The sequence below is a fragment of the Terrabacter sp. 05T424 genome, from assembly GCF_056396225.1.
The window spans coordinates 128341-153443 of record NZ_JBFTLB010000006.1 but is presented as its reverse complement, the minus strand read 5'-3'; the positions used below and the strand labels follow the sequence as shown (position 1 = coordinate 153443).

General features: G+C 72.2%; 25 protein-coding genes and 1 riboswitch. Of the genes, 19 read left to right on the top strand and 6 right to left on the bottom strand.

Annotated features, from left to right (window positions below; genetic code table 11):
* Positions 1 to 14: 14 nt before the first annotated feature.
* A complete protein-coding gene (gene rpe / locus AC1DE0_RS14230; protein ID WP_478101609.1) occupies positions 15 to 671 on the top strand; it encodes a ribulose-phosphate 3-epimerase in 657 nt (218 codons plus the stop codon).
* 20 nt (positions 672 to 691) lie between these two features.
* Here rpe and AC1DE0_RS14225 read toward each other — a convergent pair whose 3' ends face one another.
* Positions 692 to 1384: a hypothetical protein gene (locus AC1DE0_RS14225; protein WP_478101607.1), complete on the bottom strand. Its 693-nt coding sequence runs from the start codon at positions 1382 to 1384 to the stop codon at positions 692 to 694.
* Between the two features lie 88 nt (positions 1385 to 1472).
* Positions 1473 to 1601: riboswitch (FMN riboswitch) on the top strand.
* Between the two features lie 117 nt (positions 1602 to 1718).
* Here AC1DE0_RS14225 and pnuC point away from each other — a divergent pair.
* The 10 genes from pnuC (at position 1719) to AC1DE0_RS14175 (ending at position 8944) form a co-directional block, all read left to right on the top strand.
* Positions 1719 to 2474, top strand: a complete 756-nt coding sequence (gene pnuC / locus AC1DE0_RS14220; RefSeq protein ID WP_478101605.1) for a nicotinamide riboside transporter PnuC — start codon at positions 1719 to 1721, stop codon at positions 2472 to 2474.
* Positions 2475 to 2476: 2 nt separating this feature from the next.
* On the top strand, positions 2477 to 3577 hold the full coding sequence (ribD, locus tag AC1DE0_RS14215) for a bifunctional diaminohydroxyphosphoribosylaminopyrimidine deaminase/5-amino-6-(5-phosphoribosylamino)uracil reductase RibD (protein ID WP_478101603.1): 1101 nt from the start codon (positions 2477 to 2479) through the stop codon (positions 3575 to 3577).
* A 32-nt stretch (positions 3578 to 3609) separates the two neighbouring features.
* Positions 3610 to 4215, top strand: coding sequence for a riboflavin synthase (locus AC1DE0_RS14210; protein ID WP_478101601.1), 606 nt, complete (start codon positions 3610 to 3612; stop codon positions 4213 to 4215).
* Entirely contained in the window at positions 4212 to 5453 is a 1242-nt protein-coding gene (gene ribB, locus AC1DE0_RS14205) for a 3,4-dihydroxy-2-butanone-4-phosphate synthase (RefSeq protein ID WP_478101599.1), read from the top strand. The genes AC1DE0_RS14210 and ribB overlap by 4 nt, the downstream gene beginning before the upstream one ends.
* The gene (gene ribH, locus AC1DE0_RS14200; RefSeq protein ID WP_478101597.1) at positions 5450 to 5935 is read left to right on the top strand and encodes a 6,7-dimethyl-8-ribityllumazine synthase; all 486 of its coding nucleotides are present in this window, start codon (positions 5450 to 5452) and stop codon (positions 5933 to 5935) included. Before ribB ends, ribH begins: the two co-directional genes overlap by 4 nt.
* Positions 5936 to 5979: 44 nt before the next feature.
* Positions 5980 to 6243, top strand: coding sequence for a phosphoribosyl-ATP diphosphatase (locus tag AC1DE0_RS14195; protein WP_478101595.1), 264 nt, complete (start codon positions 5980 to 5982; stop codon positions 6241 to 6243).
* Between the two features lie 14 nt (positions 6244 to 6257).
* Complete coding sequence (gene hisG, locus AC1DE0_RS14190; RefSeq protein ID WP_478101593.1) at positions 6258 to 7103, top strand: ATP phosphoribosyltransferase; 846 nt, start codon at positions 6258 to 6260, stop codon at positions 7101 to 7103.
* A gap of 23 nt (positions 7104 to 7126) precedes the next feature.
* Positions 7127 to 7627, top strand: a complete 501-nt coding sequence (locus AC1DE0_RS14185) for a PH domain-containing protein (RefSeq protein WP_478101591.1) — start codon at positions 7127 to 7129, stop codon at positions 7625 to 7627.
* The gene (locus AC1DE0_RS14180) at positions 7624 to 8163 is read left to right on the top strand and encodes a flavin reductase family protein (RefSeq protein ID WP_478101589.1); all 540 of its coding nucleotides are present in this window, start codon (positions 7624 to 7626) and stop codon (positions 8161 to 8163) included. Before AC1DE0_RS14185 ends, AC1DE0_RS14180 begins: the two co-directional genes overlap by 4 nt.
* 142 nt (positions 8164 to 8305) lie before the next feature.
* Positions 8306 to 8944: an NAD(P)-dependent oxidoreductase gene (locus AC1DE0_RS14175; protein WP_478101587.1), complete on the top strand. Its 639-nt coding sequence runs from the start codon at positions 8306 to 8308 to the stop codon at positions 8942 to 8944.
* Positions 8945 to 9019: 75 nt separating this feature from the next.
* Here the strand turns inward: AC1DE0_RS14175 and AC1DE0_RS14170 are convergent, their stop codons facing one another.
* From AC1DE0_RS14170 to AC1DE0_RS14155, 4 genes are all read right to left on the bottom strand, one after another.
* Positions 9020 to 9502: a group II truncated hemoglobin gene (locus tag AC1DE0_RS14170; protein WP_478101584.1), complete on the bottom strand. Its 483-nt coding sequence runs from the start codon at positions 9500 to 9502 to the stop codon at positions 9020 to 9022.
* A 77-nt stretch (positions 9503 to 9579) separates the two neighbouring features.
* Positions 9580 to 13380: an IPT/TIG domain-containing protein gene (locus AC1DE0_RS14165; RefSeq protein ID WP_478101581.1), complete on the bottom strand. Its 3801-nt coding sequence runs from the start codon at positions 13378 to 13380 to the stop codon at positions 9580 to 9582.
* A 234-nt stretch (positions 13381 to 13614) separates the two neighbouring features.
* The gene (locus AC1DE0_RS14160) at positions 13615 to 14811 is read right to left on the bottom strand and encodes an MFS transporter (RefSeq protein WP_478101577.1); all 1197 of its coding nucleotides are present in this window, start codon (positions 14809 to 14811) and stop codon (positions 13615 to 13617) included.
* Between the two features lie 2 nt (positions 14812 to 14813).
* Positions 14814 to 15401: a nucleoside/nucleotide kinase family protein gene (locus tag AC1DE0_RS14155; RefSeq protein WP_478101575.1), complete on the bottom strand. Its 588-nt coding sequence runs from the start codon at positions 15399 to 15401 to the stop codon at positions 14814 to 14816.
* Between the two features lie 44 nt (positions 15402 to 15445).
* Between AC1DE0_RS14155 and hisF the strand changes: the two genes are divergently transcribed.
* Complete coding sequence (gene hisF / locus AC1DE0_RS14150; protein ID WP_478101573.1) at positions 15446 to 16219, top strand: imidazole glycerol phosphate synthase subunit HisF; 774 nt, start codon at positions 15446 to 15448, stop codon at positions 16217 to 16219.
* 27 nt (positions 16220 to 16246) lie between these two features.
* Here the strand turns inward: hisF and AC1DE0_RS14145 are convergent, their stop codons facing one another.
* Positions 16247 to 16888, bottom strand: coding sequence for a TIGR03085 family metal-binding protein (locus tag AC1DE0_RS14145; protein ID WP_478101570.1), 642 nt, complete (start codon positions 16886 to 16888; stop codon positions 16247 to 16249).
* 82 nt (positions 16889 to 16970) lie between these two features.
* Here AC1DE0_RS14145 and AC1DE0_RS14140 point away from each other — a divergent pair, with 82 nt between their 5' ends.
* From AC1DE0_RS14140 to AC1DE0_RS14110, 7 genes are all read left to right on the top strand, one after another.
* Positions 16971 to 17981: a GNAT family N-acetyltransferase gene (locus AC1DE0_RS14140; RefSeq protein WP_478101568.1), complete on the top strand. Its 1011-nt coding sequence runs from the start codon at positions 16971 to 16973 to the stop codon at positions 17979 to 17981.
* Positions 17982 to 18058: 77 nt separating this feature from the next.
* Positions 18059 to 19939, top strand: a complete 1881-nt coding sequence (locus AC1DE0_RS14135; protein WP_478101566.1) for an ABC transporter ATP-binding protein — start codon at positions 18059 to 18061, stop codon at positions 19937 to 19939.
* Positions 19936 to 21747: an ABC transporter ATP-binding protein gene (locus tag AC1DE0_RS14130; RefSeq protein ID WP_478101564.1), complete on the top strand. Its 1812-nt coding sequence runs from the start codon at positions 19936 to 19938 to the stop codon at positions 21745 to 21747. Before AC1DE0_RS14135 ends, AC1DE0_RS14130 begins: the two co-directional genes overlap by 4 nt.
* A gap of 225 nt (positions 21748 to 21972) precedes the next feature.
* Positions 21973 to 22350, top strand: a complete 378-nt coding sequence (gene hisI / locus AC1DE0_RS14125) for a phosphoribosyl-AMP cyclohydrolase (RefSeq protein WP_478101763.1) — start codon at positions 21973 to 21975, stop codon at positions 22348 to 22350.
* A gap of 257 nt (positions 22351 to 22607) precedes the next feature.
* On the top strand, positions 22608 to 24185 hold the full coding sequence (locus AC1DE0_RS14120) for an anthranilate synthase component I (protein ID WP_478101562.1): 1578 nt from the start codon (positions 22608 to 22610) through the stop codon (positions 24183 to 24185).
* Positions 24182 to 24775 (top strand): Trp biosynthesis-associated membrane protein, encoded by a 594-nt coding sequence (locus AC1DE0_RS14115; protein WP_478101560.1) that lies wholly within the window; start codon positions 24182 to 24184, stop codon positions 24773 to 24775. Before AC1DE0_RS14120 ends, AC1DE0_RS14115 begins: the two co-directional genes overlap by 4 nt.
* 58 nt (positions 24776 to 24833) lie before the next feature.
* The gene (locus AC1DE0_RS14110; protein WP_478101558.1) at positions 24834 to 25103 is read left to right on the top strand and encodes an HGxxPAAW family protein; all 270 of its coding nucleotides are present in this window, start codon (positions 24834 to 24836) and stop codon (positions 25101 to 25103) included.

Genomic DNA, 25103 nt, shown 5'->3' with positions numbered 1-25103 from the left:
CCTAGGCTGTGCGCGTGCAGATCTCACCGAGCATCCTCTCCGCCGACTTCGCGAACCTCGAGGCCGAGCTGGGCCGCATCGCCAACGCAGACTGGGCGCACGTCGACGTCATGGACGCTCACTTCGTGCCCAACCTGACGCTCGGGCTGCCTGTCGTCGAGGCGCTGCTCAAGGTCAGCCCCATCCCGATCGACGCGCACCTCATGATCGAGGACCCCGACCGGTGGGCGCCGGAGTACGCCGAAGCCGGCTGCCAGTCGGTCACCTTCCACGTCGAGGCTGCCCGCGACCCCCGGGCCCTGGCCAGGACGCTGCGCTCGGCGGGTGCCCGAGCCTCCATGGCGCTCAAGCCGGGCACCGACTTCGCGCCCTACGCCGACCTGCTGCCCGACCTCGACATGGTGCTCGTCATGACCGTCGAACCCGGCTTCGGCGGCCAGTCGTTCATGGCCGACCAGATGCCGAAGGTCGCGCAGGTGCGCGAGGCCGTGCGCCGGCACGGCGGGGAGATCTGGATCCAGGTCGACGGCGGGGTCAGCGCCGACACGATCGAGCAGTGCGCCGACGCCGGTGCCGACGTGTTCGTCGCCGGGTCGGCCGTCTACGGCGCCGAGGACGCCGCGAACGCCGTCGACGAGCTGCGCGCGCTCGCCAGCGCGCACCGGCACTGAGCCTGCCGCTCCGTCACGTCTCAGCGGAGGCGAGCGAGCCAGGTGGGCGTGGGGTTGATGGTGTCGCCGGCCCAGCTGGGGTCGTCCTCGTAGCCGACCTCGTACGCCTCGAGCCTCTCGTCGCCCAGGATCGACTCCGTGACGGACCGGGGACCAGCCACGAGCGTGCTGTCGTAGTCGATCTCGGTCGCGATGCACCATGAACGTTCGGCCGGCCAGATGACGTTGGCCGACTGCTCCCACGAGGACTCCATGCCGGGCCAGTGGACGATCGGGGACTTCGGGGCCGCGAAGAGGAAACAGTCTCGGCCCACGCGTGCGGTGGGTGGCTCCTCGTCGAGTCGCCAGCTCCCGAAACCGCACCACACGGCATACGTGACGTCGCCGTCGGCGGGGCAGTGGTCGAGGATCGCGCCCAGGGTGGGCATCGGCACCGACCCCTCCTCCGGGTCGATGTCCGACGAACGGGAGGAGCCGGTGAACTGCGGGAAGATGCCGCACCACTGGGCGAGCAGATGCACCGTGCGACCCGTGGTGGCCGCCACGTCGGCCCAGGTGCGACCACCAGCAGGGTGCAGCACCCGCACCACGGATGCGAAGCCGGTGGGCACAACGGCACCGACGGGAACACCGGCCGGTATGCGCCACGGCAGCAGGCGCGAGGCGACCCAGTCGGCGCCGGACACGTCGGCGATCGGTCGAGGGGCGGTCATCGTCACATCTTGACGGACGGTCAGTGGCGTGGTCGCCGTCACGTGGGCACGGTGTGTGCACGTGGGGCCCGCAGGTGCATACTGGCCGTACGTGCTCCGGGGTCGGTGTAATTCCGAGCCGGCGGTTAAAGTCCGCGACCCGACCGCATCCAGCGGCCGGTTGACCTGGTGAAATTCCGGGACCGACGGTGAAAGTCCGGATGGGAGGCAGCGCGAGACAGGCCGTCGTGGTCTGGGGTTTTCGGCATGTGTTGTCGGCTCCGGTCCACGTGGGGCGTGTGGAGTACCCCGGAGTTCGTCCGTGCACCGACGAACGACCAAGGACGAACACCACATGCAGGCTCTAGCCGACCAGACGAAGAACATCTTCCAGCAGGCCATCGACGCCGCGATCCCGATCGGGCCCTACCAGCTGCACTGGCTGGAGCTGGTCGGCGTGCTCATCGGGCTCGCCTCCGCCTATCTCGGCATGCGCCGGTGGGTCTGGGCGTGGCCGGTCGGCATCGTCGCCAACGTCATGCTCTTCTTCGTGTACCTCGGGGCCGTGTTCGGCGCCGACGAGCGCATCCCGCTCTTCGGGCAGGCCGGCCGCCAAGTCTTCTTCATCATCACGAGCCTCTACGGCTGGTGGCGCTGGTCGCAGGTGCGCCGCCTCAACCACGCCCACGACGGGAGCGGCGTCGCCATCACGCCGCGCTGGGCGACACCGCGTGAGCGGGTTGCCGTCGTCGTCTTCTGGCTCGTCGGCACCGTCGTGGTGCACCAGGCGTTCGTCTGGCTCTGGAACCTCTCGCCGAACCCCTTCTTCACGCCCGAGTGGTGGTTCTACTGGTGCGACGCCTGGATCTTCGTCGGCTCGATCGTCGCGACCTACGCCATGGCGCGCGGCTGGAACGAGTTCTGGCTCGCGTGGATCGGCGTCGACCTCGTCGGCGTGCCCTTCGGCTTCGCCACCGGCTACGTGCCCACGGCGGTGCTCTACACGTTCTACGGCCTCTTCGTCGTCTACGGCTTCACGCAGTGGGTCAAGGCCTCTCGCGTCGAGACCAAGGACGTCGAGCCCCAGCTGGCCGGAACGACGACGGCCTGACGATGGGCGACTCCACGGCACCGGCCTGGATGCGACGGGCGCTGCAGCTCGCCGCGTCCGGGCCGTGGCCCGACCCGAACCCGCGCGTCGGCTGCGTCATCGTCGGCCCTGACGGCAGGGTCATGGGCGAGGGCCACCACCACGGGGCCGGGTCGCCGCACGCCGAGATCGAGGCGCTCGAGGCGGCCGCCGGCGCGGCGCGGGATGCCACGGCGTACGTGACGCTGGAACCCTGCTCACACACCGGCCGCACCGGCCCGTGCACCGAGGCGCTCATCGACGCCGGCGTGTCGCGCGTCGTCTTCGCCCAGTCGGACCCGAACCCGGACGCCGCGGGCGGTGCCGAGCGGCTGCACGCGGCCGGCGTCCATGTCATGGGAGGGGTGCTGGCCGAGGAGGCCGAGGCGCTCAATGCCCGGTGGGCGCGCACGGTGGTGCTGGGTCGGCCTCTCGTGACCTGGAAGCTGGCCACGACGCTCGACGGCCGCAGCGCGGCCGCCGACGGCACCAGCCAGTGGATCACCGGCGAGGCGGCCCGTGCCGACGTGCACGTGCTGCGCGGCACGCGGGACGCAGTGCTCGTGGGGACGGGCACCGTGCTCGCCGACGACCCACAACTCACGGTGCGTATGCCGGACGGCGGGCTCGCGCCCGACCAGCCCCTCCGCGTCGTGATGGGACTGCGGCCGGTGCCGCACGACGCCCGCGTGTGGGCGGCACCCGGCGAGGTGGTCCACCTGGAGACTCGCGACCCGCGCCAGGCACTGGAGTCACTGTGGCACAAGGGAGTTCGTGACGTCTGGCTGGAGGGTGGTCCGACGCTCGCCGCCGCGTTCCTACGCGCCGGTCTCGTCGACGACGTCTACGCCTATGTCGCCCCGGCCCTGCTCGGCGGGGGCCGCGCCGCCGTCGCCGACCTCGGCGTCGACTCCATCGGCGACATGCGTCGTCTCGACCTCGACGAGGTCGTCGTCGTCGGAGGCGACGTGCGCATCCACGCCCTGCCGCACGCCGAGGGGCAGGACCCGGCTGCAGCATCGGCCGGCACCACCGACTCCACCGACACCGCCGAGCTGCTTGCGCCGGCGGCCACCAACCACTGAACGCAGCGCGTAGAAAACCTGAGGAGACAGGCATGTTCACCGGAATCGTCGAGGAGCTCGGCACCGTTGCCGGCATCGAGCTCGGCGCGGAGTCCGCTGTCCTCCGCATCGAGGGCCCGCTCGTCGTCAGCGACGCCACCCACGGCGCGTCGATCGCGGTGAACGGCGTCTGCCTCACCGTCACGGAACACGACGGCACCGGCTTCACCGTCGACGTGATGGCCGAGACGCTCGACCGCAGCAGCCTCGGTGCGCTGCGGGAGGGCGACCGGGTGAACCTCGAACGTGCGATGCCCGCCGACGGCCGCTTCGGCGGACACGTCGTCCAGGGGCACGTCGACGGCACCGCGACCATCACGGGCCGCACCCCCGGCGACCGTTGGGAGACGGTCGACTTCACGCTCCCGGCCGACCTCGCGGCATACGTCGTCGAGAAGGGCTCGATCACCGTCGACGGGGTGTCGCTCACCGTGGCGCACGTCGGCGACGACGCGTTCGGCGTCTCGCTCATCCCGACGACACTCGGCCTGACCACCTTGGGGCACAAGGGAGTCGGCGACGTCGTCAACCTCGAGGTCGACGTCATCGCCAAGTACGTCGAGCGACTGCTCACCCACCGACAGGAGGTCGCATCATGACCGCTCTCTCGACCGTCGACGCCGCCCTCGAGGCCCTCCGTGCGGGTCGCCCGGTGCTCGTCCTCGACAGCGAGGACCGGGAGAACGAGGGCGACCTCGTTCTCGCCGCCGAGACGGCCACGGAGCACTGGATGGCGTGGACGATCCGCCACTCGTCCGGCTACCTCTGCGCGCCCGTGCCCGACGAGATCGCCGACAACCTCGAGCTGCCCCTGATGGTCGCCGAGAACCGCGACCCGTTGCGCACGGCTTACACCGTCTCGGTCGACGCCGCCACGGGCGTCACGACGGGCATCAGCGCCGCCGACCGGCTGCGCACGGTGCAGGTGCTGGCCGACCCGGAGTCGCAGCCGACCGACCTCATCCGACCCGGGCACATCCTGCCGCTGCGGGCCCGGCACGGCGGGGTGCTGACCCGGCCCGGCCACACCGAGGCGGCGGTCGACCTGGCGCGGCTTGCCGGCCTGGCCCCGGTCGCGGTCATCGGCGAGCTCGTGCACGACGACGGCCGGATGATGCGCTTCGACGCTGTCGTCGACCTGGGCCGCGAGTTCGGCCTGCCCGTCATCACGATCGAGCAGCTCATCGACCACCGGCAACGGCTCGACCGCGTGGAGCGTCTCGCGACGACCCGGATCCCGACCGTCCACGGCACGTTCACGGCATACGGCTACCGCGACACGCTCACCGGTGACGAGCACGTCGCCCTCGTGAGCCCGCGGGGGCTCCAGGGACTCAGCTCCTCGGGGCCCGTCGTCACCCGACTGCACTCCGAGTGCCTCACGGGCGATGCCTTCGGCTCCCTGCGCTGTGACTGCGGACCCCAGCTGCAGACCGCCCTGGCGCGCGTCGGCCGCGAGGGTGGTGTCGTCGTCTACCTCGGCGGCCACGAGGGGCGCGGCGTCGGACTCGTCGACAAGCTGCGCGCGTACGCCCAGCAGGACCGAGGCGCCGACACCGTCGACGCACAGACGGCGCTCGGGCTCCCGGTCGACGCCCGCGAGTACGCCGCCGGGGCCGCGATCCTGCACGACCTCGGCGCCACCGAGGTCGTGCTGCTGACCAACAACCCGGCCAAGGTGTCGGCCCTGCGCCACCTCGGGCTCGACGTCGTCGCAGTCGAACGTCTGCACGGACCGGTGAGCGAGGACAACGAGCGCTACCTCGGCACCAAGCGCGACCGGCTGGGCCACGACATCCCGGCCTCGAGCGAGCAGCACGGCAAGGAGACGGCATGAAGGACGGTGCCCCCACCATCAACACCGACGGCAGCGGGCTGCGCGTCGCGATCGTCGCGGCGAGCTGGCACGAGCAGGTGATGGGTGGCCTGCTCGACGGCGCCCGTCGCGGGCTCGCCGATGCCGGCGTGACCGAGGTCGACGTCGTCCGGGTGCCGGGCACGTTCGAGCTCTCGGTCGCCTGCGCCGCCCTCGCTGAGCGCTTCGACGCGCTCGTGGCGCTCGGCGTCGTGATCCGCGGGGGCACCCCGCACTTCGACTACGTGTGTCACGCCGCGACGTCGGGCATCACGGAGGTGTCGGTGCGCACGGCCACGCCGATCGGCTTCGGCGTGCTCACGTGCGACGACGAGCAGCAGGCGCTCGACCGCGCCGGGCTGCCGGGCTCGGCCGAGGACAAGGGTCACGAGGCCGCGACCGCCGCGGTGGCAACCGTGATCGCCCTCCGGGCGGTCTCGTCGACCGGCTCCGCCACGACGTGAGCACTGGTCAGGTCGACGTGCGGCGGCCCGTAGGCTGGGCGACCGTGAAGAGCTTTGAGCAGCTGTATGCCGAGCTGGCCGAGAAGGCGCAGACCCGACCCGAGGGCTCGGGCACCGTCGCGCAGCTCGACGCCGGCGTCCACGCGATCGGCAAGAAGATCGTCGAGGAGGCGGCCGAGGTGTGGATGGCCGCCGAGTTCCAGTCGAACGACGAGGCCGCCGAGGAGATCAGCCAGCTCCTCTACCATCTGCAGGTCCTCATGCTCGCCAAGGGCATCTCGCTCGACGACGTCTACTCCCACCTCTGAGGACTGTCCACGCCATGCTGCGAATCGCCGTGCCCAACAAGGGTTCCCTGTCCGACGCCACCGTCGAGCTGCTGCGCGAGGCGGGCTACCGCACGCGCCGTGACACCAAGGAGCTCGTCGTCACCGACGTCGAGAACGACGTCGAGTTCTTCTACCTGCGTCCCCGTGACATCGCCGTCTACGTGGGCTCCGGCACCGTCGACGCCGGCGTCACCGGGCGCGACCTGCTGCTCGACTCGGGCTCGTCCGCCGTCGAGGTCATGGCGCTCGGCTTCGGTGCGTCGACGTTCCGGTATGCCGGCAAGCCGGGCTACGTGGGCACCGTCGCCGACATCGCGGGCAAGCGCGTCGCCACGTCGTATGCCGGCCTCGTGCGTGCCGACCTCGCCGCCCGCGGGCTCTCGGCCGACGTCGTGCGCCTCGACGGAGCAGTCGAGACAGCCATCACGCTCGGGGTCGCCGACTGCATCGCCGACGTCGTCGAGACCGGCACCACCTTGCGTCAGCAGGGCCTCGAGGTGTTCGGCGAGCCGATCCTGCGCTCGGAAGCCGTCCTCATCCGAGGCGACCGGCCTGGTGAGGCTCAGGCCATCGAGGTGCTCCAGCGGCGCATCGCCGGCGTCATCACGGCCCGCACCTACGTGATGCTCGACTACGACTGCCCGAAGGACCTCGTCGACCGGGCGTGCGAGGTCACCCCGGGTCTCGAGTCGCCCACGGTCTCGTCCCTGCAGGACGAGGCCTGGGTCGCCGTCCGCGCCATGGTGCCGCGGCTCGGGCGCAACCGGCTGATGGACGAGCTCTACGACCTCGGTGCCCGCGCGATCCTCGTCACCGACATCGCCGCCTGCCGGCTGTGACGCGCGGCGACGGTGACGACCCGATGACCGATCAGCCGACGGCCCCCCGAAAGCCCGCGGCCGACCCGCTCGCTCCCTTCCGCCCGCACCGCGGGCGTGCCGTCGCCCTCGGCGTCGCGTGGACCTCGCTCGTCGTCTTCGGTGCCATCGCGATCGTCATGCCCGCGCAGGCTGACGGTCGGTGGGGCCTGGGCGACCGGCTGATGTTCTTCGGTCTCGGGGTGGCTCTCGCGTTCGCCGCCTGGCGCTACGCCTCGATCGTCGCGGTGCCCAGCCGCGAAGGGCTGGTGGTGCGCAACCTCGTGCTGACGCGCACCCTGGACTGGGCCGAGGTGGTGCGCGTGCAGTTCGGCGGCGGTGAACCGTGGGTCAGCCTCGACCTCGAGGACGGCGACACCGTGGCGGTCATGGCGATCCAGAAGGCCGACGGCGACGTGTCGGGGCTCGAGGCGTCACGGCTCGCCGCGCTCGTCCAGGCCTTCGGTGAGACGTCCGAACCGGACCACCCGGAGGACGACCTGTGACCGGCGAGCCGACTCCGGAGCGCATGCGGCACGCCCTCGGGCACTTCGCGACCGGCGTGACGGTCGTGACCGGGCTCGCTGCAGACGGCGAGCCGGTCGGGTTCGCCTGCCAGTCGTTCGCGTCGGTGTCGCTGCACCCGCCGCTCGTCCTCTTCTGCGCCGACCACCGGGGCCGGTCCTGGCCTCGCATGCGCGACCAGGGGCGCTTCACGGTCAACGTCCTGCGGCACGAGCAGCGCGAGCTCATCGGGCGCTTCGGCTCGACGGCGGGCGCGCGCTTCGAGGGGCTCGACTGGGAGCCGTCCGAGCGAGGCGGCCCCAGCCTCCCAGGCGTGCTGATGCGGGTCCACTGCTCCGTCGAGCAGGTGCACGTCGCCGGTGACCACGACGTCGTCGTCGGACGCGTGCTCGAGCTCGAGGACGGCGAGTCGGGCCGGCCGATGCTCTTCTACCGTGGGCGGTTCACCGTCACCGAGCGGCGTACGTCGTCGGGCGCCGACGAGGCGCCGTCCTCGATGGACGACTACTGGGGCTGACCCCGCTCGCTCCGCGCCAGGCCCGGTGGGGAGGACTCGATTGCGGAACGGGTCTCCGACGACCGGCGCTGTCCTGGCCCTCCGCCGGATGGACGAGTAACTTCACAGGTCAACCCACCTTCCACAGCGCCAGGAGGTCGAGATGGCCACGGTCGTCGTTTTCGGGGGCACCGGGTACACCGGCGGCAACGTCGTCCGCGAGGCGTCTGCCCGTGGTCACCAGGTCGTGTCGGTGAGCCGGTCCGAGCCGCGGGACCCGGTCGACGGCGTTCGATACGAGACCGGAAGCGTCGAGCAGGTCGCGGGACGGGTGATCCCGGGTGCGGACGCGGTCGTGGCGGCGCTGTCGCCGCGTGGCGACATGGCGGGACGTCTGGTGGAGACCTACCGTGACCTCGCCCGACAGTCGGCCGCTGCCGGCGCGCGCTACCTCCAGGTCGGCGGGTACAGCTCCCTGCGCCCGGCGCCGGGGGAGCCGCGCTTCGTGGAAGGAGACATCCCGGAGCAGTTCCGCGACGAGGCGCTGGAGGGGGAGGCGACCCGCGTCCTGCTCGCCGAAGAGGCCCCCGAGGCCCTGGACTGGGTCTTCGTCAGCCCGGCGGCGGCGTACGGGGCGTGGGCGGCCGGCGAGCGCACCGGCCGTTACAGGGTCGGCGAGGACGTGGCGCTCGTCGACGAGGAGGGTGGCTCCACCATCTCCGGAGGGGACTTCGCCGCCGCGATCGTCGACGAGATCGAGCGTCCGGCCCGCCACCGCGCGCACATGAGCGTCGCGTACTGAGAGATCGTGCCGGCCGTTCCCGAACGGCGCTTCGTACCGTCGTCGTAGGCGTGCACGGACCCGGTGCGGCCGCGGCTACTCGGTGGGCTGTGCGGAACGAGGGTCGGTGCCGTCGACGAGGCCGTCCCACGACCACTGCGGCACGGACAGGCCGTCCGGGACGTCGCCCGCCGAGTCGTGGTAGGTGCTCATGTATGCCGTCGCCCAGGTGAAGTAGGCGACGAGCGTGTCGCGTACGGCCGGATCGTCGCCCAGCCCGGCGTCGTCGACGGCGTCGGCGAAGCAGGCCACTGCCCTCTGGTCCATCTCGACGTGGGGGCCGTTGCCCGAGTGCATCCGCACCACCTCGCTCTCGCTCGCGACCTGAGCGGTGTAGGTGGGCGGACCTCCCAGCGCCTCGGCCCAGTACGCCGCCAGACGAGCGGTGTGGTCAGGGTGGTAGCCGTGTGAGAAAGCATGCGAGACAACGGGATCCGTCAGACAGCGCTCGTGCCAGGCGTGCGCGAGCGCGGTCAGTGCCCCCATGCCGCCGACGGTTTCGTAGATCGAGGTGGCCACCGACGCAGGTTCCCACTCGGAGCGGGATGCGACAAGGACCCGGGACCGGCGTCGTGCGCTCGGTCCGGGGCTTGCCGTCAGCGGAAGTGGATGAAGTTCGACGGCCAGGACGAGCTGGTGCGGGCGATGATGCGGCGCCCGCTCATCGACGTGTACGTCCTGCCGAGGATGGTGCCCCCGTAGCCGCTCTCGGAGATCGCGATCTGGTTGCCGTCGGCGCTCACCCAGTCCACGTACGCGACGTGGTTGGAGTTCCACTGGGCGATGTCACCGACCCGCGGCGCCTGGTCGACCGCGAAACCCTTGGCCCGTGCGTTGTTGTCCCAGCTCTCGGCGTTGCCGAGGTTGCCCGGGTTCTTGACGCCGTCGAGCGAGAGGCGGTACGCCGAGAAGTTCGTGCAGTTGTTGCCCCACGCGTCGACGGGGTAGTTCCAGGCTCGCTGCCCGTAGTAGCCGAAGCGCGTGATGCAGTTCTGGGTCGCCCGCGAGTAGCACGACCAGTCCGTGGGCGCAGGGCCGCCCACGACGGCCCACGTCACCGTCGTCGCGCGGTAGACGGCCGCGTTGCCGGTGCCGAGGACCCGCATGACCGAGCCGGCGCCGGACGTCTTCGTCGACCACTGGACGACGCCCGCGCTGTTCCGCACGACGAAGTTGCCATCGGTCTGCATCGCGGCGTAGCTGCCCGAGCCGGCTGTGAAGGAGGCCCACATGCGGGTGCCCGCCGCCGACGTGAGCACGAGGTTGCCGTCCGTTCGCATGGTCATCGACCAGGCCTTGCTCGTCGCGGTGATGGACTCACCGGACCGCAGCACCTGGTTGGGCAGGAGGCGGTCGTACCTGACGCCGCGGTGGTCCCAGACGGGCGTGCTGCCCTGACGGAGCTGCAGCAGGCCGTCGTTCGTGATCGTGACCGTGGCACCCGTCCAGCCGTTCGTGCCGGCCGTCCAGGCCAGGCTGCCGTCGGCCCTCATGATGGCGAGCTGACCGTCGGAGCGCACGAAGAGGCGGTTGCCGACACCGGTCGTGCCGCTGTTCCAGCGGGCCACACCGCCTGAGACGATGACGAGGTTGCCGTTGGTCTGCATCCCGGCCTTGTAGAGGCCGTTGGGGGACACGAGCGCGGATCCGCCGAGAAGCACCTGCCCGGTCTCCAGTGTCGAGCCGGCGATGTAGGTGTACCCGTTGGTCCTGGTGACCGTGCCGGCGCGCGTCGTCACCTTCACCGGGACGGAGCCCGTCGCGATGCGCATCGGCACCACGGCGGTGAGCTGCGTCGCCGAGACGCGGGTGACGCTCGTGGCCGGGGTTCCGTTGATCCAGACGCCGGTGACCACGGTGAACGACGTGCCGCGCAGGGTCACGACGTTCCCGCCATCGAGCAGTCCGGAGGGCGGGGACACGGACGTGATGACCGGGACGTCCTGGTAGGCGAAACGTCCGGCTGGGACGACCAGCGAGGTGCCGCCGGGGGTCGTGACCCGGACGTCGACGTCGGCCTCGGCGTGGGCGGGGATCGTCACCCGCAGCTGGGACGCGGAGAGTCGCGTGACCGTCGTGGCCGGCACGCCGCCGAAGGTGACGCGGTCGACGCGGTCGTAGCCGGTGCCGGTCAGGGTGACGACGCTGCCGCCCTTGGTCGGCGCGAGCGCCGGCGACAGGGCGCTGACGGTCGGGACGGGCTGGTAGGTGAACTTGCCCGCCGGGCCGACCGCGGAGATGCCGCCCGGTGTGGTGACCCGCACGTCGACCGTGCCGACGACGTGGCTCGGGACGGTGACCCGGATCGTGGTGGGAGAGACCCGGACGAGCCCGGTCGCCGGGCGGCCGCCGAAGTCGACCGCCGAGACGAGGGCCAGGCGGGTGCCCGTGATCGTCATGACGCCGCCTCCGGCCAGTGGACCGGCAGGCACGGACAGCGAGCTCACGCCCGGGATGCCGACGTACTCGAAGTTCGTGCGGGCGGTCTCCGGGCTGGTCCCGTTGGCGTTCGTGGCACGCACGGCGACGACGCCCTCGGCGTGGGCCGGCGCGGTCACCCGCAGGCTGGTGTCGGAGAGACGCACGAGTCCGGTGCCGAGCGTGGTGCCGAAGCGGACCTCACCGACCTCTGCCAGGTGGGCTCCGGTCAGGGTCACCACGGTGCCGCCCCGGAGGGGACCTGCAGACACGGAGAGGGCGCTGAGCACCGGAGGCGAGCCGTACGCGTACCGGGCGCCGGCGCCCGCGGGGGAGAGGCCGCCCGGGGTCGTGACGCGGACGTCGACCGGACCCGAGGCGTGCGGCGGGGTGGTGACGCGCAGTGTCGTCGCCGACACACGGACGATCTTCGTCGTCGTGGTGGTGCCGAAGCTGACGGCGGTGGCGCGGCCGAGGCCGGTGCCGGTCAGGGTGACCACGGTTCCACCGGCCGGCGGCCCGGTCACAGGCGTGAGGCCGGTGACCGTCGGGACGGCTTCGTACTCGTAGCTCGTGGCGGCCGTCGCGGCCGAGGTGCCGTTGGGGTTCGTGACGCGCACGCTCACGACGCCTGCCGCGTGGGCCGGCGCCGTGGCGCGGATCGAGGTCGGCGAGACGACCGTGAACCCGGCGACGGTGTCACCGAACACGAGGCGCGTCGATCCCGTGAACCGCGCGCCGGTGATCGAGACGACGGTGCCGCCCCGGACCGGGCCGGACGGCACCGACAGAGCCGAGACAGCGGGAGGCAGGTAGTACGTGTATCGAGTCGCGGACGTGAGGGCGGTGGTGCCTCCAGGAGTCGTCACGCGGACGTCGACGGCGCCGACGGCGTGGACCGGCGTCGTCACGCGCAGGGTCGTGGCCGAGACCCGGGTGAGCGACGTCGCGGGCGTGGTGCCGAACCGGACCGCCGACGCCCGGGCCAGGCCGATCCCGGTCAGGGTGACCGTCGCCCCACCGCCGGTCCCGCCCGAGGCGGGGGACACCCGCGTGAGGGTCGGCGGCGGGTCGTACGTGAACGTCGGGCTGCTACCGGACGTGCCGGCAGCGGTCGTGACGCGCACGTAGACCGCGCCGGCCGGGCGAGCCGGCGTGGTGACACGCAGCTGGGTGCTCGACAGGACCGACAGCTGCGTGCCCGGGTAGGTGCCGAAGGTCACCTTGGTGGTGCCGGAGAAGCGCGTTCCGGTCACGGTGAGCACCGTCCCACCGCGCGTCGGCCCTGCCGGGGCCGAGAGCCCGGTGACCGTCGGCGGCAGGACGACGGGCGGCGTCGTGTAGGTGAACCTGCCGACGACTGCGACAGGTGACGTGCCGCCGGGGGTGACGACGCGTACGTCGACGGAGCCGGCGGCGTGCGCCGGGACGGTGACGCGCACCTGGGTGGCGCCGAGCCGGGTCAGCGCCGTCCCCGGCGTGGTGCCGAAGAGGACGGCGCTCGCGCGAGTGAGGCCGGTTCCGGTGAGGGTGAGCACGGTGCCGCCGGGCGTCGTGGCGGTCCGCGCGGAGAGTGCCGTCACGGTGGGAACCCCGTCGAAGGCGAAGCTCGAACGTGTCGAGATCGGCGAGGTTCCGGCCGGGGTGGTGACTTGCACGCTGACGACGCCGGCAGCGTGCGCCGGGGTGACGACGCGGACCCGCGTCTCGGAGACCTTGGTGACGGACGTGACGGCGGAGGTCTCGAACAGGACCTTCGTCGCGGCACCCACTCCGGCTCCCGAGAGCTCGACGGAGGTGCCTCCACTCGCGGGGCCTGCCACCACCGAGAGGGCAGGCGCCGCTGGGGCAGTGGCGGTCGTGGTGACGGCGGCCGGCGACGCCACCGCGCCGGCGTTGGCCGGAGCCGCGCCGGCGGACGGCGCGGTCGCCAGGCCCGGAATGCCGCCGAGCACGGCCAGGGAGACCAGTGTTGCCACGGCCCGCCCTCCGACACGCTGGGAGCGGGTTCGGTGTCGGGCATTCGGCGTCTTCGGTGGCATCATTCGTCGGTTCTCCTTGCAGTCAGCACGTCCGCCGAGCAGTCTGCACGGGCATATGTCGCCTTGTACGCGGTTTGGCCCTAATTGGGGCGCCCCAACCGCAACACCAGCCCCAGATGTGGTGCTGGAGGCATCCGCGCGGAGGCTGGGAACGGCACCGCTGGGACCGGTTCAGTCGACCCGCGGGAGGTCCGGCCGCAGCCGGAGCACGACCAGCGCCTGCACGCTGCCGAAGACCGCCAGGACGAGCCAGACCAGCGAGAGACTGCCGCTGACGTCGCGCAGCAGGCCCATCGCGAGCGGGCCGACCGAGGCGATGCCGTAGGAGATGAGGAAGGCCATGCCGGTCAGGCGCCCGCTCGCCTCGGGGGTGCGGGCGTAGCGCACGAGCAGCACGAGGGCGAGCGAGAACGCGGCGCCCTGCCCGAGGCCCGCGACGACCGCCCAGACCCACGGTGCCGACAGTGGTGCGAGCAGGATGCCGAGGCAGCCCGCGACTCCGAGGGCCGCGGCCGGCATCAGCAGGCGCCGCATGTCGCGAGCCTTGTCGCTGAGCACCGGACCCAGCAGTCCGGAGACGATCTGGGCGCCGCTGAAGGCCGCCGCGAGATAGCCCGCCGCGCCGCGGAACCAGCCGTGCTCGACGTACGTCGGGGCCAGCCACGTGACGGCGGAGTAGAAGCACCAGGACTGGAGGGCCAGGTAGCCGGCGACGAGCCACGCCGTGCGGTGGCGCCACGGGAGGCGGCCGGGTCCCTCCTCGTCGGGCGTGTGGTGCGGGTTGGCCCGGACCGTGAACGGGGCCCAGGCGAGCACACCGACGACCGCGACGACGGTCCACGAGCCGAGCGAGGCCTGCCAGCTGCCGAGACGGTCGGCGAGCGGCACGGCGACGGCGGAGCTGACGGCAGCACCGCCCATCATCGCCAGCATGTAGAGCCCCGTCACGAGGCCGGTGCGCTCGGGTGGGAAGAACGTCTTGACCAGCCGCGGCAGCAGGGTGCCGGCCACGGCGATGCCGACGCCGCAGACGAAGGTGCCGACGTAGAGGACGACGACGTTGCCACCGCCGAAGCGGCTCGCCGTGCCGACGACGATGCTGAGCGCTGCGGCGAGCACCGCGCCGGCGGCGCCCATCCGGTGGGCGATGCGGCTCGCGACCGGAGCGAAGAGCCCCATGCAGAGCACCGGCAGGGTGGTCAGCGCCCCGGCCGCGGCGTGGCTCAGCCCGAGGTCGGCCGAGATCGCGTCGAGCAGGGGCGGGATGCTGGTGATGGCGACGCGCAGGTTCGCGGCCACGGCGACGAGCGCGACCGCCATGACCCAGACGGGTGGCAGTGGCCGGATGGCGGCGTCTCGTCGGGGCACCCTCAGAGACTAGATGTGTCGAGCACGAGGTCCGCGCGGGCCCTCGTCGAGTCTGCCTCGAAGAGCGTCGTCTCCTGGTCGGCCCAGCGCTGCCACTGCGGCCGGTAGGCCTCGCCGTCGCGCGCGATGCCCCGGCGCCGGCGCAGCCGGGGGTCCGCGTCGACGAAGACGGTCACGGCGGCATACGGCCGGGCAGGTCCCACGCTGGCACCGCATCCCTCGACGACGAGGAAGCGGCACGAGGGCACCTCCTGCGTGCCCGCCCAGCGCTCGCGGACCCAGCTCCAGAGCCGGTAGGCCGCGTGCTCGCGGCGCGAGAGGGGCTCGAGCACCTGTGTGGTGAGCAGGTCCGGGGCCTGGGCCAGCCCGTCCCAGCCGGGGTAGAGGTGGTCCATGTGGACGACGGCGACCGGACCTTCCGCGGCCAGTGCCAGCTCGACCCCCCGGGCCAGGGTCGTCTTGCCCGCCCCGCTCGGTCCGTCGAGCGCGACGACCACGACGTCACCGCAACGCGGCTCGGCAGCCACCGCGAGGGACACGACGGCGGCGGCATGTTCCTCGGTCGGCGGCCTCGTCACCTCGTCCCACATGGGCGCGACCCTAGCCGGTCGCGGCGCTGGCCTAGCCTTGTCGCATGCCCGTCGCCACGAGAGTCATCGCCTGCCTCGACGTCGACGCGGGCCGCGTCGTCAAGGGCGTCAACTTCGAGAACCTGCGCGACGCCGGTGACCCGGTCGAGCTCGCCAAGGTCTACGACGACCAGGGTGTCGACGAGCTGACCTTCCTCGACGTCACGGCGAGCAGCGGCAACCGTGAGACCACCTACGACGTGGTCCGTCGCACCGCCGAGCAGGTGTTCATCCCGCTGACCGTCGGCGGCGGGGTGCGCAGCGTCGACGACGTCGACCGGTTGTTGCGCGCCGGAGCCGACAAGGTCGGGGTCAACACGGCCGCCATCGCGCGTCCAGACCTCATCGCCGAGATCGCGAGCCGCTTCGGGGCGCAGGTGCTCGTCCTGTCCGCCGACGTGCGCCGACGCCTCGGCGGCGACGGCCGCCCGACCGACGACTTCGTCATGACCACGCACGGCGGGCGCACGCCCGTCGACCTCGACGCCGTCGAGTGGTGTGCCCGGGCCGCCGAGCTCGGCGCCGGCGAGATCCTGCTCAACTCGATGGATGCCGACGGCACCAAGGACGGCTTCGACATCGAGCTGATCCGGCGCGTACGGGCGGCGGTCTCGGTGCCGGTCATCGCGAGCGGCGGGGCGGGCCGGGTCGAGCACTTCGCCCCCGCGGTCGCGGCCGGCGCCGACGCGGTCCTCGCCGCCAGCGTCTTCCACTTCCGAGAGCTGACGGTCGGCGAGGTCAAGGACGCGCTCCGCGCTGCCGGGGTCACCGTCCGCTGAGCGCCGACCTGACGTCGGGGGCTGCGCTCAGCTGATGCCGAGCTCGGCGCCCTGGAGGGCGGCGATGTCGTCGGCGTCGCCCTCGAAGCCGACCCGGGCCACGCTCTTGCGGCCGTACGCGTAGAGGACGAGCTCACCGACCGGCCCGCGCATGACGACGGTGCCGTGGGCGTCGGGCAGCTTGGCGGCATACCGGCCCTGACCGTCGGCGATGAGCACGATGCCGGTCGGTGCCTTGCGGAACATCAGGCGCGAGGAGCGGCGCAGGGCCGACCAGAGCTTGCCCTCGAGCTGCGGCGCCAGCTGTCGTGGCTCCCACCCGGTCTGCGCCCGACGGACGTCCTCGTGGTGCACGAAGAACTCGACGAGGTTGGTGAGCTCGTCGACCTTGGCGTTGGACATGGGGTTCCAGGCCGGCGCTCCCCGACGCACCCGGTCGACGACGGCGGAGTAGTCGCCGCCCGCGATCTTGCCCTGCTCGCGGTCGAGGTGGCCCTCGAGGAAGGGCACGAAGCGGCCGACCGAGAGGTCGGGGCGGTGCTCGCGGACCAGCAGGTGGGCGGCGAGGTCGCGCGTCTGCCAGCCCTCGCAGAGAGTCGGGCGGTCGGGTCCGAGGCGGTCGAGCTCGTCGCAGAGCAGGCGGCGTTCGGACCTGGCGTGGCGCGTCATGTCCTCATCCTGTCAGGGTCCGCGGACGAGGCCGCGAACAACTCGTTGGATCCCGGCGCCGTCGCGTCCGTAGGGTCGGACGGTGATCGAGCTCGTGCGCCCCACCGTCGACCTCTCGGACGCATGGTGGGAGATGGTCGACGACTTCGGCGGTGCCACCATCCACGGGTCGGGCTACCACCCGAGGGACCGCGAGGTCCTCGCCGATGCGACGGTCTTCGCCGAGTGGGTCGACTGGCTCGGCCGGCAGGAGCACCCCGACGAGCCCCTGCCGCCCGAGCGCGTCGCGTCGTCCAACCGCTGGGTCCTCGAGGACGGCCGCCTGGTCGGCACCATCGCCGTGCGTCACGCACTCACCCCTTCCCTGGTCGCCGAGGGCGGTCACATCGGGTATGCCGTCCGGCCGGCAGCGCGTCGCAGGGGCGTCGCGACCGCGGCCCTCGCGCAGGCGCTGGTGCTCGCCGCCCGGCGGGGGATCGACCCCGTCCTCGTCACGTGCGACCTCACGAACGTGGCGTCGGCGCGCACGATCGCCGCCTGCGGCGGGGTCCTGGAGGACTCCCGTGACGGGGTGCTGCGCCACTGGGTGCGCACCGGGGCGGTTGCGGAGCCCATCGGCCCCGGGCCGATCGAGACGCAGCTCGCGCGCCTCGTCCCGGTCAGCTCGGACGAGGCGCACGCGATGCTGGCCGGCTCGCGACTTCGCGGCTGGGCGCCGGGCTACCCGCGCGAGGACGACCTGGACGCGGTGCGCTCGATGCCACCGAGCGGACCGAGCGCGTGGACGCCGCGGCACGTCGTCCGTCGCTCCGACGGGCTCGCGGTCGGCACCATCGGGTGCTTCGGGCCGCCCGTCGACGGTGTCGTCGAGATCGGTTACGGGCTCGTCGAGTCTGCGCGCGGGGCGGGCCTCATGACCGACGTCCTGTCGGGGATGGTCCGCGCCCTCGAGGCGGCTGGGCTGCGCGCCGTCGCCCACACCGTGCCCGACAACGTGCCGAGCCACCGAGTCCTCGCCCGGCTCGGCTTCGTGCGCGAGGACGAGGACGAGGCGCAGGCTGAGGAGCCGGAATGGCTCTGGGTGAGGGCCTAGCGGTGCAGGTGTTGTCGCCAGCGCGTGAGAGGCTGAGGGGTCGACCGGAGAGCAGAGCACCAGGGGAGCAGAACAGCGTGAACGTCCCGACCACCTCGACCCTGCGTGAGGGTCTCGCCGTCATCGGCCGAGGCATCAGGGGACAGCCCCGGTGGTTCGCCCTCGCCGTCCTCGGCAGCGTCGTCTACGGCGTCATGACGAGCCTCACCGCTGCGGCGATCGGTTACGTCGTCAGGCAGGCCGTCACCCCGGCCATCGAGGCCCGCCACGTCACCGCGTCGCAGCTGTGGTTCATCGGCGGTGTCATGGCAGCCGTCGTGCTGACGACCACCGTCGGCGTGATCGGGCGACGTCTCGCCGGTGGCGTCGCGATGTTCAACCTCGGGGCGATGTACCGCCGCCAGGTGACGCGCCAGTACCTCCGACTGCCGCTCAGCTGGCACCACAAGCACCCCTCGGGGCAGCTCCTGTCCAACGCCAACGCCGACGTCGAGGCGACGTGGAACATCTTCGCGCCGCTGCCGATGGCGCTCGGTGTCGTCGTCATGCTCGTCTTCGGCATCGTCCAGATGGTCGTCGTCGACCCCTGGCTCGCGCTCGTCGGCCTCACGGTGTTCCCCCTGCTCTTCCTCGCCAACGTCGCGTTCCAGCGTGCGATGTCGCCGCGGGTCACACGGGCGCAGCAGCTGCGGGCCGACGTCTCCGAGGTGGCCCACGAGAGCTTCGAGGCCGCGCTCATCGTCAAGTCCCTCGGGCGAGAGGACCACGAGGCCGAGCGTTTCCGCGTGGTCACCGACGAGCTGCGCGACGCCAACATCGAGGTCGGCCGCACCCGGGGCCGGTTCGACCCCGCCATCGAGGCCATCCCGACGATCGGCACGCTGGCCGTCCTGTTCGTCGGCACGCTGCGGGTGCGCAGCGGAGCCCTCTCCGCGGCCGAGGTCGTGCAGATCGCCTACCTCTTCTCGATCCTCGCCTTCCCGGTGCGCGCGCTCGGCTGGGTGCTGGCCGAGCTGCCTCGAGCGGTCGTCGGGTGGAACCGTGTCTCCGCCGTGCTCKACGCGACCGGCAGCATGCAGTTCGGCGACCGGTCGCTCCCGATCGGCACCGCGAGCCACCTCCAGGCCGAACGGCTCGCGTACGCCTACGAGATCGTCACCGAGGACGGCGCGGCCGACCTCAACCCGGCCATCGTCGACGTCACTCTCGACGTGTCGCCCGGTTCGACGGTCGCGGTCGTCGGCCCCACGGGCAGCGGCAAGTCGACCCTCACCAACCTCGTGATGCGCCTCGTCGACCCCGACAGCGGGGCGGTGCTGCTGGACGGGGTCGACCTGCGTGAGGTCCGACGTGGCGGCGTCAGCGACGCGGCAGCACTCGTGGCGCAGCAGACGTTCATGTTCGACGACAGCGTGCGCGGCAACATCACGCTGGGCGCCTCCCACGACGACGAGAGCGTCTGGCGCTCCCTCCACGTGGCGCAGGGGGCGACCTTCGTCGAGCGGCTGCCCGACGGCCTCGACACACACGTCGGCGAACGCGGGGCGAGCCTCTCCGGAGGGCAACGTCAGCGAATCGCCCTGGCCCGTGCGGTGATCCGCCGGCCGCAGCTGCTCATCCTCGACGACGCCACGTCGGCCGTCGACCCCAGCGTCGAGCAGGCGATCCTCGGTGGGCTGCGCGAGGCGAGCTCGGGCACCACGGTCCTCGTCGTCGCCTACCGCATGGCCACCATCCTGCTCGCCGACGAGGTCGTCTACGTCGAGGAGGGCCGCGTCGTCGACCACGGCTCGCACGCCCAGCTGCTCGGCCGGTGTGCCGGCTACGAGCGCCTCGTCACGGCCTACGCACGTGAGGCCGCCGAGCGCGAGGCCATCGCGGCCGACGAGGAGTTCGACGGCGCCCTCCGCCTCGATGACGACCATGGGCGCGGCCCGGCCGAGGAGGTCTCGCGATGAGCATGCGTTCCCAGGTCCTCGTCGAGCACCACGGCGTCGCGACGGGCAAGGACATGTCGACGTGGCAGACCCTCAAGCGCGGCGTCGAGCTCTCACCCGAGCTGCGCAAGGGCATCTGGGTCACGGTCGCGCTCGCCGTGCTCTCGACGCTCGGGCGCGTGCTCGTCCCCTTCGTCGTGCAGCGCATCACCGACGAGGGACTGCTCGCCAAGGCCGGCCCCGACCCCGGGGTCGTCGCGGTCTACATCGGCATCGCGCTGGTCGGTGTCGCGGTGACCGCGCTGTCCGCGTACTTCGTCAACGTGCGTCTCTTCCGCTCGTCCGAGAGCGGGCTGGCGACGCTGCGGCTCAAGGCCTTCCGGCACATCCACGACCTCGCGATGCTCACCCAGAACACCGAGCGCCGGGGCTCTCTCGTCTCGCGCGTGACCTCCGACGTCGACACGATCTCGATGTTCGTGCAGTTCGGCGGGCTCATGCTCATGATCAACCTCGCGCAGATCACCCTCGCGACGGTGCTCATGCTCGTCTACAGCCCGCTGCTCGGCCTCGTCGTGTGGCTGTGCTTCGTGCCGCTCTTCATCATCATCCGCAAGTTCCAGGGCATCGTCGGGCGCGCCTACACCCGGGTGCGCGAGCGCGTCGGCGACATGCTCGGCGCCATCTCCGAGGCAGTCGTCGGAGCCCAGGCGATCCGCGCCTACGGCGTCGAGGACCGCACGGCAGAGCGCATCGACGCCGCGGTCGAGGCACACCGCAAGGCCGCCATCGGCGCCCAGGCCCGGTCGGTCATCGCCTTCACGTCGGGCCAGCTCGTCTCGGGACTGACCACGGGCGTCGTGCTCGTCGTCGGCACGGTCCTCGCCGCGCGCGGCAGCCTCACGCTCGGCGAGCTGCTCGCATTCCTCTTCCTCGTCAACCTCTTCACGATGCCGGTGCAGCAGGCCACCGAGATCCTCAACGAGATGCAGAACGCCGTCGCCGGCTGGCGCCGGGTCATCGGCATCATCGACACCCCGGCCGACGTCTCCGATCCCGGCGAGTCCGGGGTCACGCTGCCGCGCGGGCCGATCACCGTGCAGTTCGACGGCGTCGGGTTCGCCTACCCGGGCGGCGAGCCGGTGCTCCACGACATCGACCTGACCATCGCGCCGCGCAGCCGGGTCGCGATCGTCGGCGAGACCGGCTCGGGCAAGTCGACCCTCGCCAAGCTGTTGACGCGCCTGATGGATCCTTCGAGCGGGCGGGTGCTCCTCGACGGCGTCGACCTGCGCACGATCCGCTTCTCGTCGCTGCGCTCCCGGGTCGTGCTCGTGCCGCAGGAGGGTTTCCTCTTCGACGGCACGCTGCTCGACAACATCCGGTTCGGGCGGCCGCAGGCGAGCGCCGACGACGTCAGGCTCACGCTCACCGAGCTCGGCCTCGACGCGTGGGCGTCGACCCTACCGCTCGGGCTGGCCACCGACGTCGGCCAGCGCGGCGAGTCGCTGTCGGCGGGGGAGCGTCAGCTCGTCGCGCTCGCCCGCGCCTACCTCGCCGACCCCGACCTGCTCGTCCTCGACGAGGCCACCTCGGCCGTCGACCCCAGCACCGAGGTGCGCCTCCAGCGCGCGCTCGACTCGCTGACCCGCGGGCGCACGTCGATCGCGATCGCCCACCGGCTCTCGACGGCCCAGGCCGCCGACGAGGTGATCGTCGTCGACGCCGGCCGCATCGTCGAGCGCGGGCACCACACCGAGCTCGTCCGGCTCGGCGGGGTGTACTCGCGGCTGCACGCCTCCTGGGTCGCCCAGCAGCAGGCCGTCTGACCCACAGCCGGGCTGGTCGGCACCGAACGCGGCTGTCGGCACCGAACGCGGCTGTCGGCACCGAACGCGGCTGTCGGCACCGAACGCGGCTGTCGGCACCGAACGCGGCGTTCGGTGCCGAACTGCGTGTCCTGACACCGCTTTCGAGACCGAACGCGGCGTTCGGCGCGGCGACGGCACAATGGCTGCGTGACCGACTCCACCGATCTGTCCGGCCCGTCTGAGGTGTCCGACCCGACGCCCGACCCCACGTCGCTCGACCCGAGCGTCGCGGCGCTGCTCAAGCGCGACCCCCTGGGGCTCGTGGCAGCCGTCGTGCAGCAGCACGACAGCAGCGAGGTGCTCATGGTCGGCTGGATGGACGACGAGGCGCTCCGACGCACCCTCACCGAGGGCCGGGTCACCTTCTGGTCACGCAGCCGGCAGGAGTACTGGCGCAAGGGCGACACGAGCGGCCACGTCCAGTGGGTCAAGGGCGTTCGTCTCGACTGCGACGGGGACGCCTTGCTCGTCAGCGTCGACCAGGTCGGCGCGGCCTGCCACACGGGCGACCGCACCTGCTTCGACGCCCGGGTGCTGCCCGCCGTCGTCGGCGAGGGCTGAGCCTCAGGCCGGCACGAGCTCAGCGGGGACACTTGCCGTCTCCTTCGGGGTCCGGTCGGCGCCTGGGCGGGGCGCACGGTGAGCCGCGGCACTGGAATCGCCTGTGTCGCAATGAATTGCGGGGCCGGACTCGTGCTGCGCGGATGTCGGGGCGAGGCTACCGTCGGTCTCTGACGGCCGCGCCACGGGGTCGGCATCGCCGCCCGGCTGACGGAACCCTCGGAACCGGGCGTCCATGCGTGGGCCAGAATGGCCCCGTGCCCGATACGACGACCCCGCCCGCTCCCGCGCCGCACGCCGACCTCACCTGGGGTCGCACGTGGCCGAGCCTCGAGGTCTTCACCGAGCTCGCGCTCGAGCACCGCCGCGTCATCCCGGTCGTACGCCGGGTGCTCGCCGACGCGGAGACGCCGGTCGGCGTCTACCGCAAGCTCGCCAAGGACGCGCCCGGCACCTTCCTGCTCGAGTCGGCCGAGCACGGCGGCGTGTGGTCCCGCTACTCGATCGTCGGGGCCCGCAGTGCCGCCACGCTGACCGAGCGCGACGGCCAGGCCCACTGGATCGGCGAGCCGCCGGTCGGGTTGCCCGTCGACGGAGACCCGACGGCAGCGATCCGCGACACGGTCGCCGCGCTCGCCACACCGCGTACGCCGGGGCTTCCTCCGCTGACGGGCGGGCTCGTCGGCGCCATCACCTACGACGCCGTGCGCCACTGGGAGAAGGTGCCCGACCACGGCCGCGACGACCTGGGGCTGCCCGAGGTCGCGATGATGCTCGCCACCGACCTCGCCGTCTTCGACCACAGCGACGGCTCCCTGCTGCTCGTCGCCAACGCCGTGAACCACGACGCGACCGACGACCGCATCGAGGACGCCTGGGCCGACGCCGTCGCCAGGCTCGACCGGATGACCGACGAGCTGGCGGCACCTGCGGCCAGCACGGTGGCGACCATCGAGCCGGTGCCGAGCGACCCGACGAGCAGCCACAGCCAGGCCGGGTTCGAGGAGATGGTCGAGGAGGCGAAGGAGGCGATCCGCGCGGGCGAGGCCTTCCAGATCGTCGTCTCGCAGCGCTTCACCGTGCCGTGCGCTGCCGACTCGCTCGACGTCTACCGGGCGCTCCGGGTCAGCAACCCCAGCCCCTACATGTACCTGTTGCGCCTGCCCCACCCCGACGGCTCGTCGTACGACATCGTCGGCTCGAGCCCTGAGGCCCTCATCAAGGTCACCGGCCGACAGGCGATCACCCACCCCATCGCCGGCTCGCGTCCGCGCGGCAAGAGCCCCGACCACGACGCGCACCTCGCCGAGGAGCTGCTCGGCGACGCCAAGGAGCGCGCCGAGCACCTGATGCTCGTCGACCTCGCCCGCAACGACCTCCAGCGCATCTGCCGGGCCGGCACCGTCGACACCGTCGACTTCATGTCGATCCGGCGCTACAGCCACATCATGCACATCGAGTCGACCGTCGTGGGTGACCTGCGTGACGGCCAGAGCGCCTACGACGCACTGGTTGCGACGTTCCCGGCGGGCACGCTGAGCGGAGCGCCGAAGCCGCGGGCGATGGCACTCATCGACGACTACGAGGGCCTGCGCCGCGGGCTCTACGGTGGCGTCGTGGGCTACCTGGACTTCGCCGGCGATCTGGACATGGCCATCGCCATCCGCACAGCCCTCATCAAGGACGGCCAGGCACACGTGCAGGCCGGCGCGGGGATCGTCGCGGACTCGGTGCCGCACCTGGAGTTCGAGGAGACGGTCAACAAGGCCGCCGCCGCGCTGCGGGCCGTCGCCGCCGCTGGTGGCCTGCGACCGCTGGGAAACCACCGCGCATGAGGGCACTCGTTCTCGACAAGAAGCGGGCCACCCTCGTGGTCCTCGTCCCCGCCGTGCTGCTGCTCGGCCTGACGACGCGCACGTGGACGAGCGGCGAGTCCCGCGACGTGCTCAGCCGCGCCGTCACCGAGGTGAGCGGTGGCGCGGCGGCGCCCGGCGTCGTGGGGCTCTGCGCCGTCTGTGTCATCGCCCTGCTCGGCCTGATGACCGGTGGTCGCGTGATCCGCGCGGTCTCGGCCGGCGTCATGGTGCTCTCGGCCGTCGGGGCCGCCCTCATGACGCTGTTCGTCGCCCTCCGCCCGGTCACCACGGTCGCCGACGCGGTGGCGCGGGAGCTGGCCCGCACCACGGCGCCGACCGCCACGGGGACCAGCACGGTCTGGGCCTGGCTCGCTGTCGCGGCGGCCGTCCTGCTGGCCGTCGGCGCCGCCCTGACGGCCATCTCGAGCCGCTCCTGGGCGGGCCTGTCGGGGCGCTACGAACGTGGAGCCAAGCCGGCCAGCGGGCCCCGCGGAGAGGTTCGGACGACGTGGGACGAGCTCAGCGAGGGTCACGACCCGACCCTGCGCGACGCCCCTGACGAGACCTGACAGAATGAGGAGCGTCGGCCCGCACGGGCGTGGAGCCGACCGGAACCGAGAGGACGCCATGGAAGAGCAGCACGAGGACCACGGTCACAGCACCGCCGCCTGGACGGGGGTCGGGGTCATCCTGCTCGGCACGGCCATCGCGTCGGTCGCGGTCGTCATCCCCAGCCTCGCCCTCGGCATCGTCGGGGCGGTCGTCATCGTGGCCGGCGTCGTCGCCGGAAAGGTCCTGTCGATGGCCGGCTACGGCGGCAACGGGCACCACGCCCAGGCCGGCTCGGTCATCGACGCGCCCGACGAGGCGGGTGTCGAGACCCTCGGCAAGAGCTGA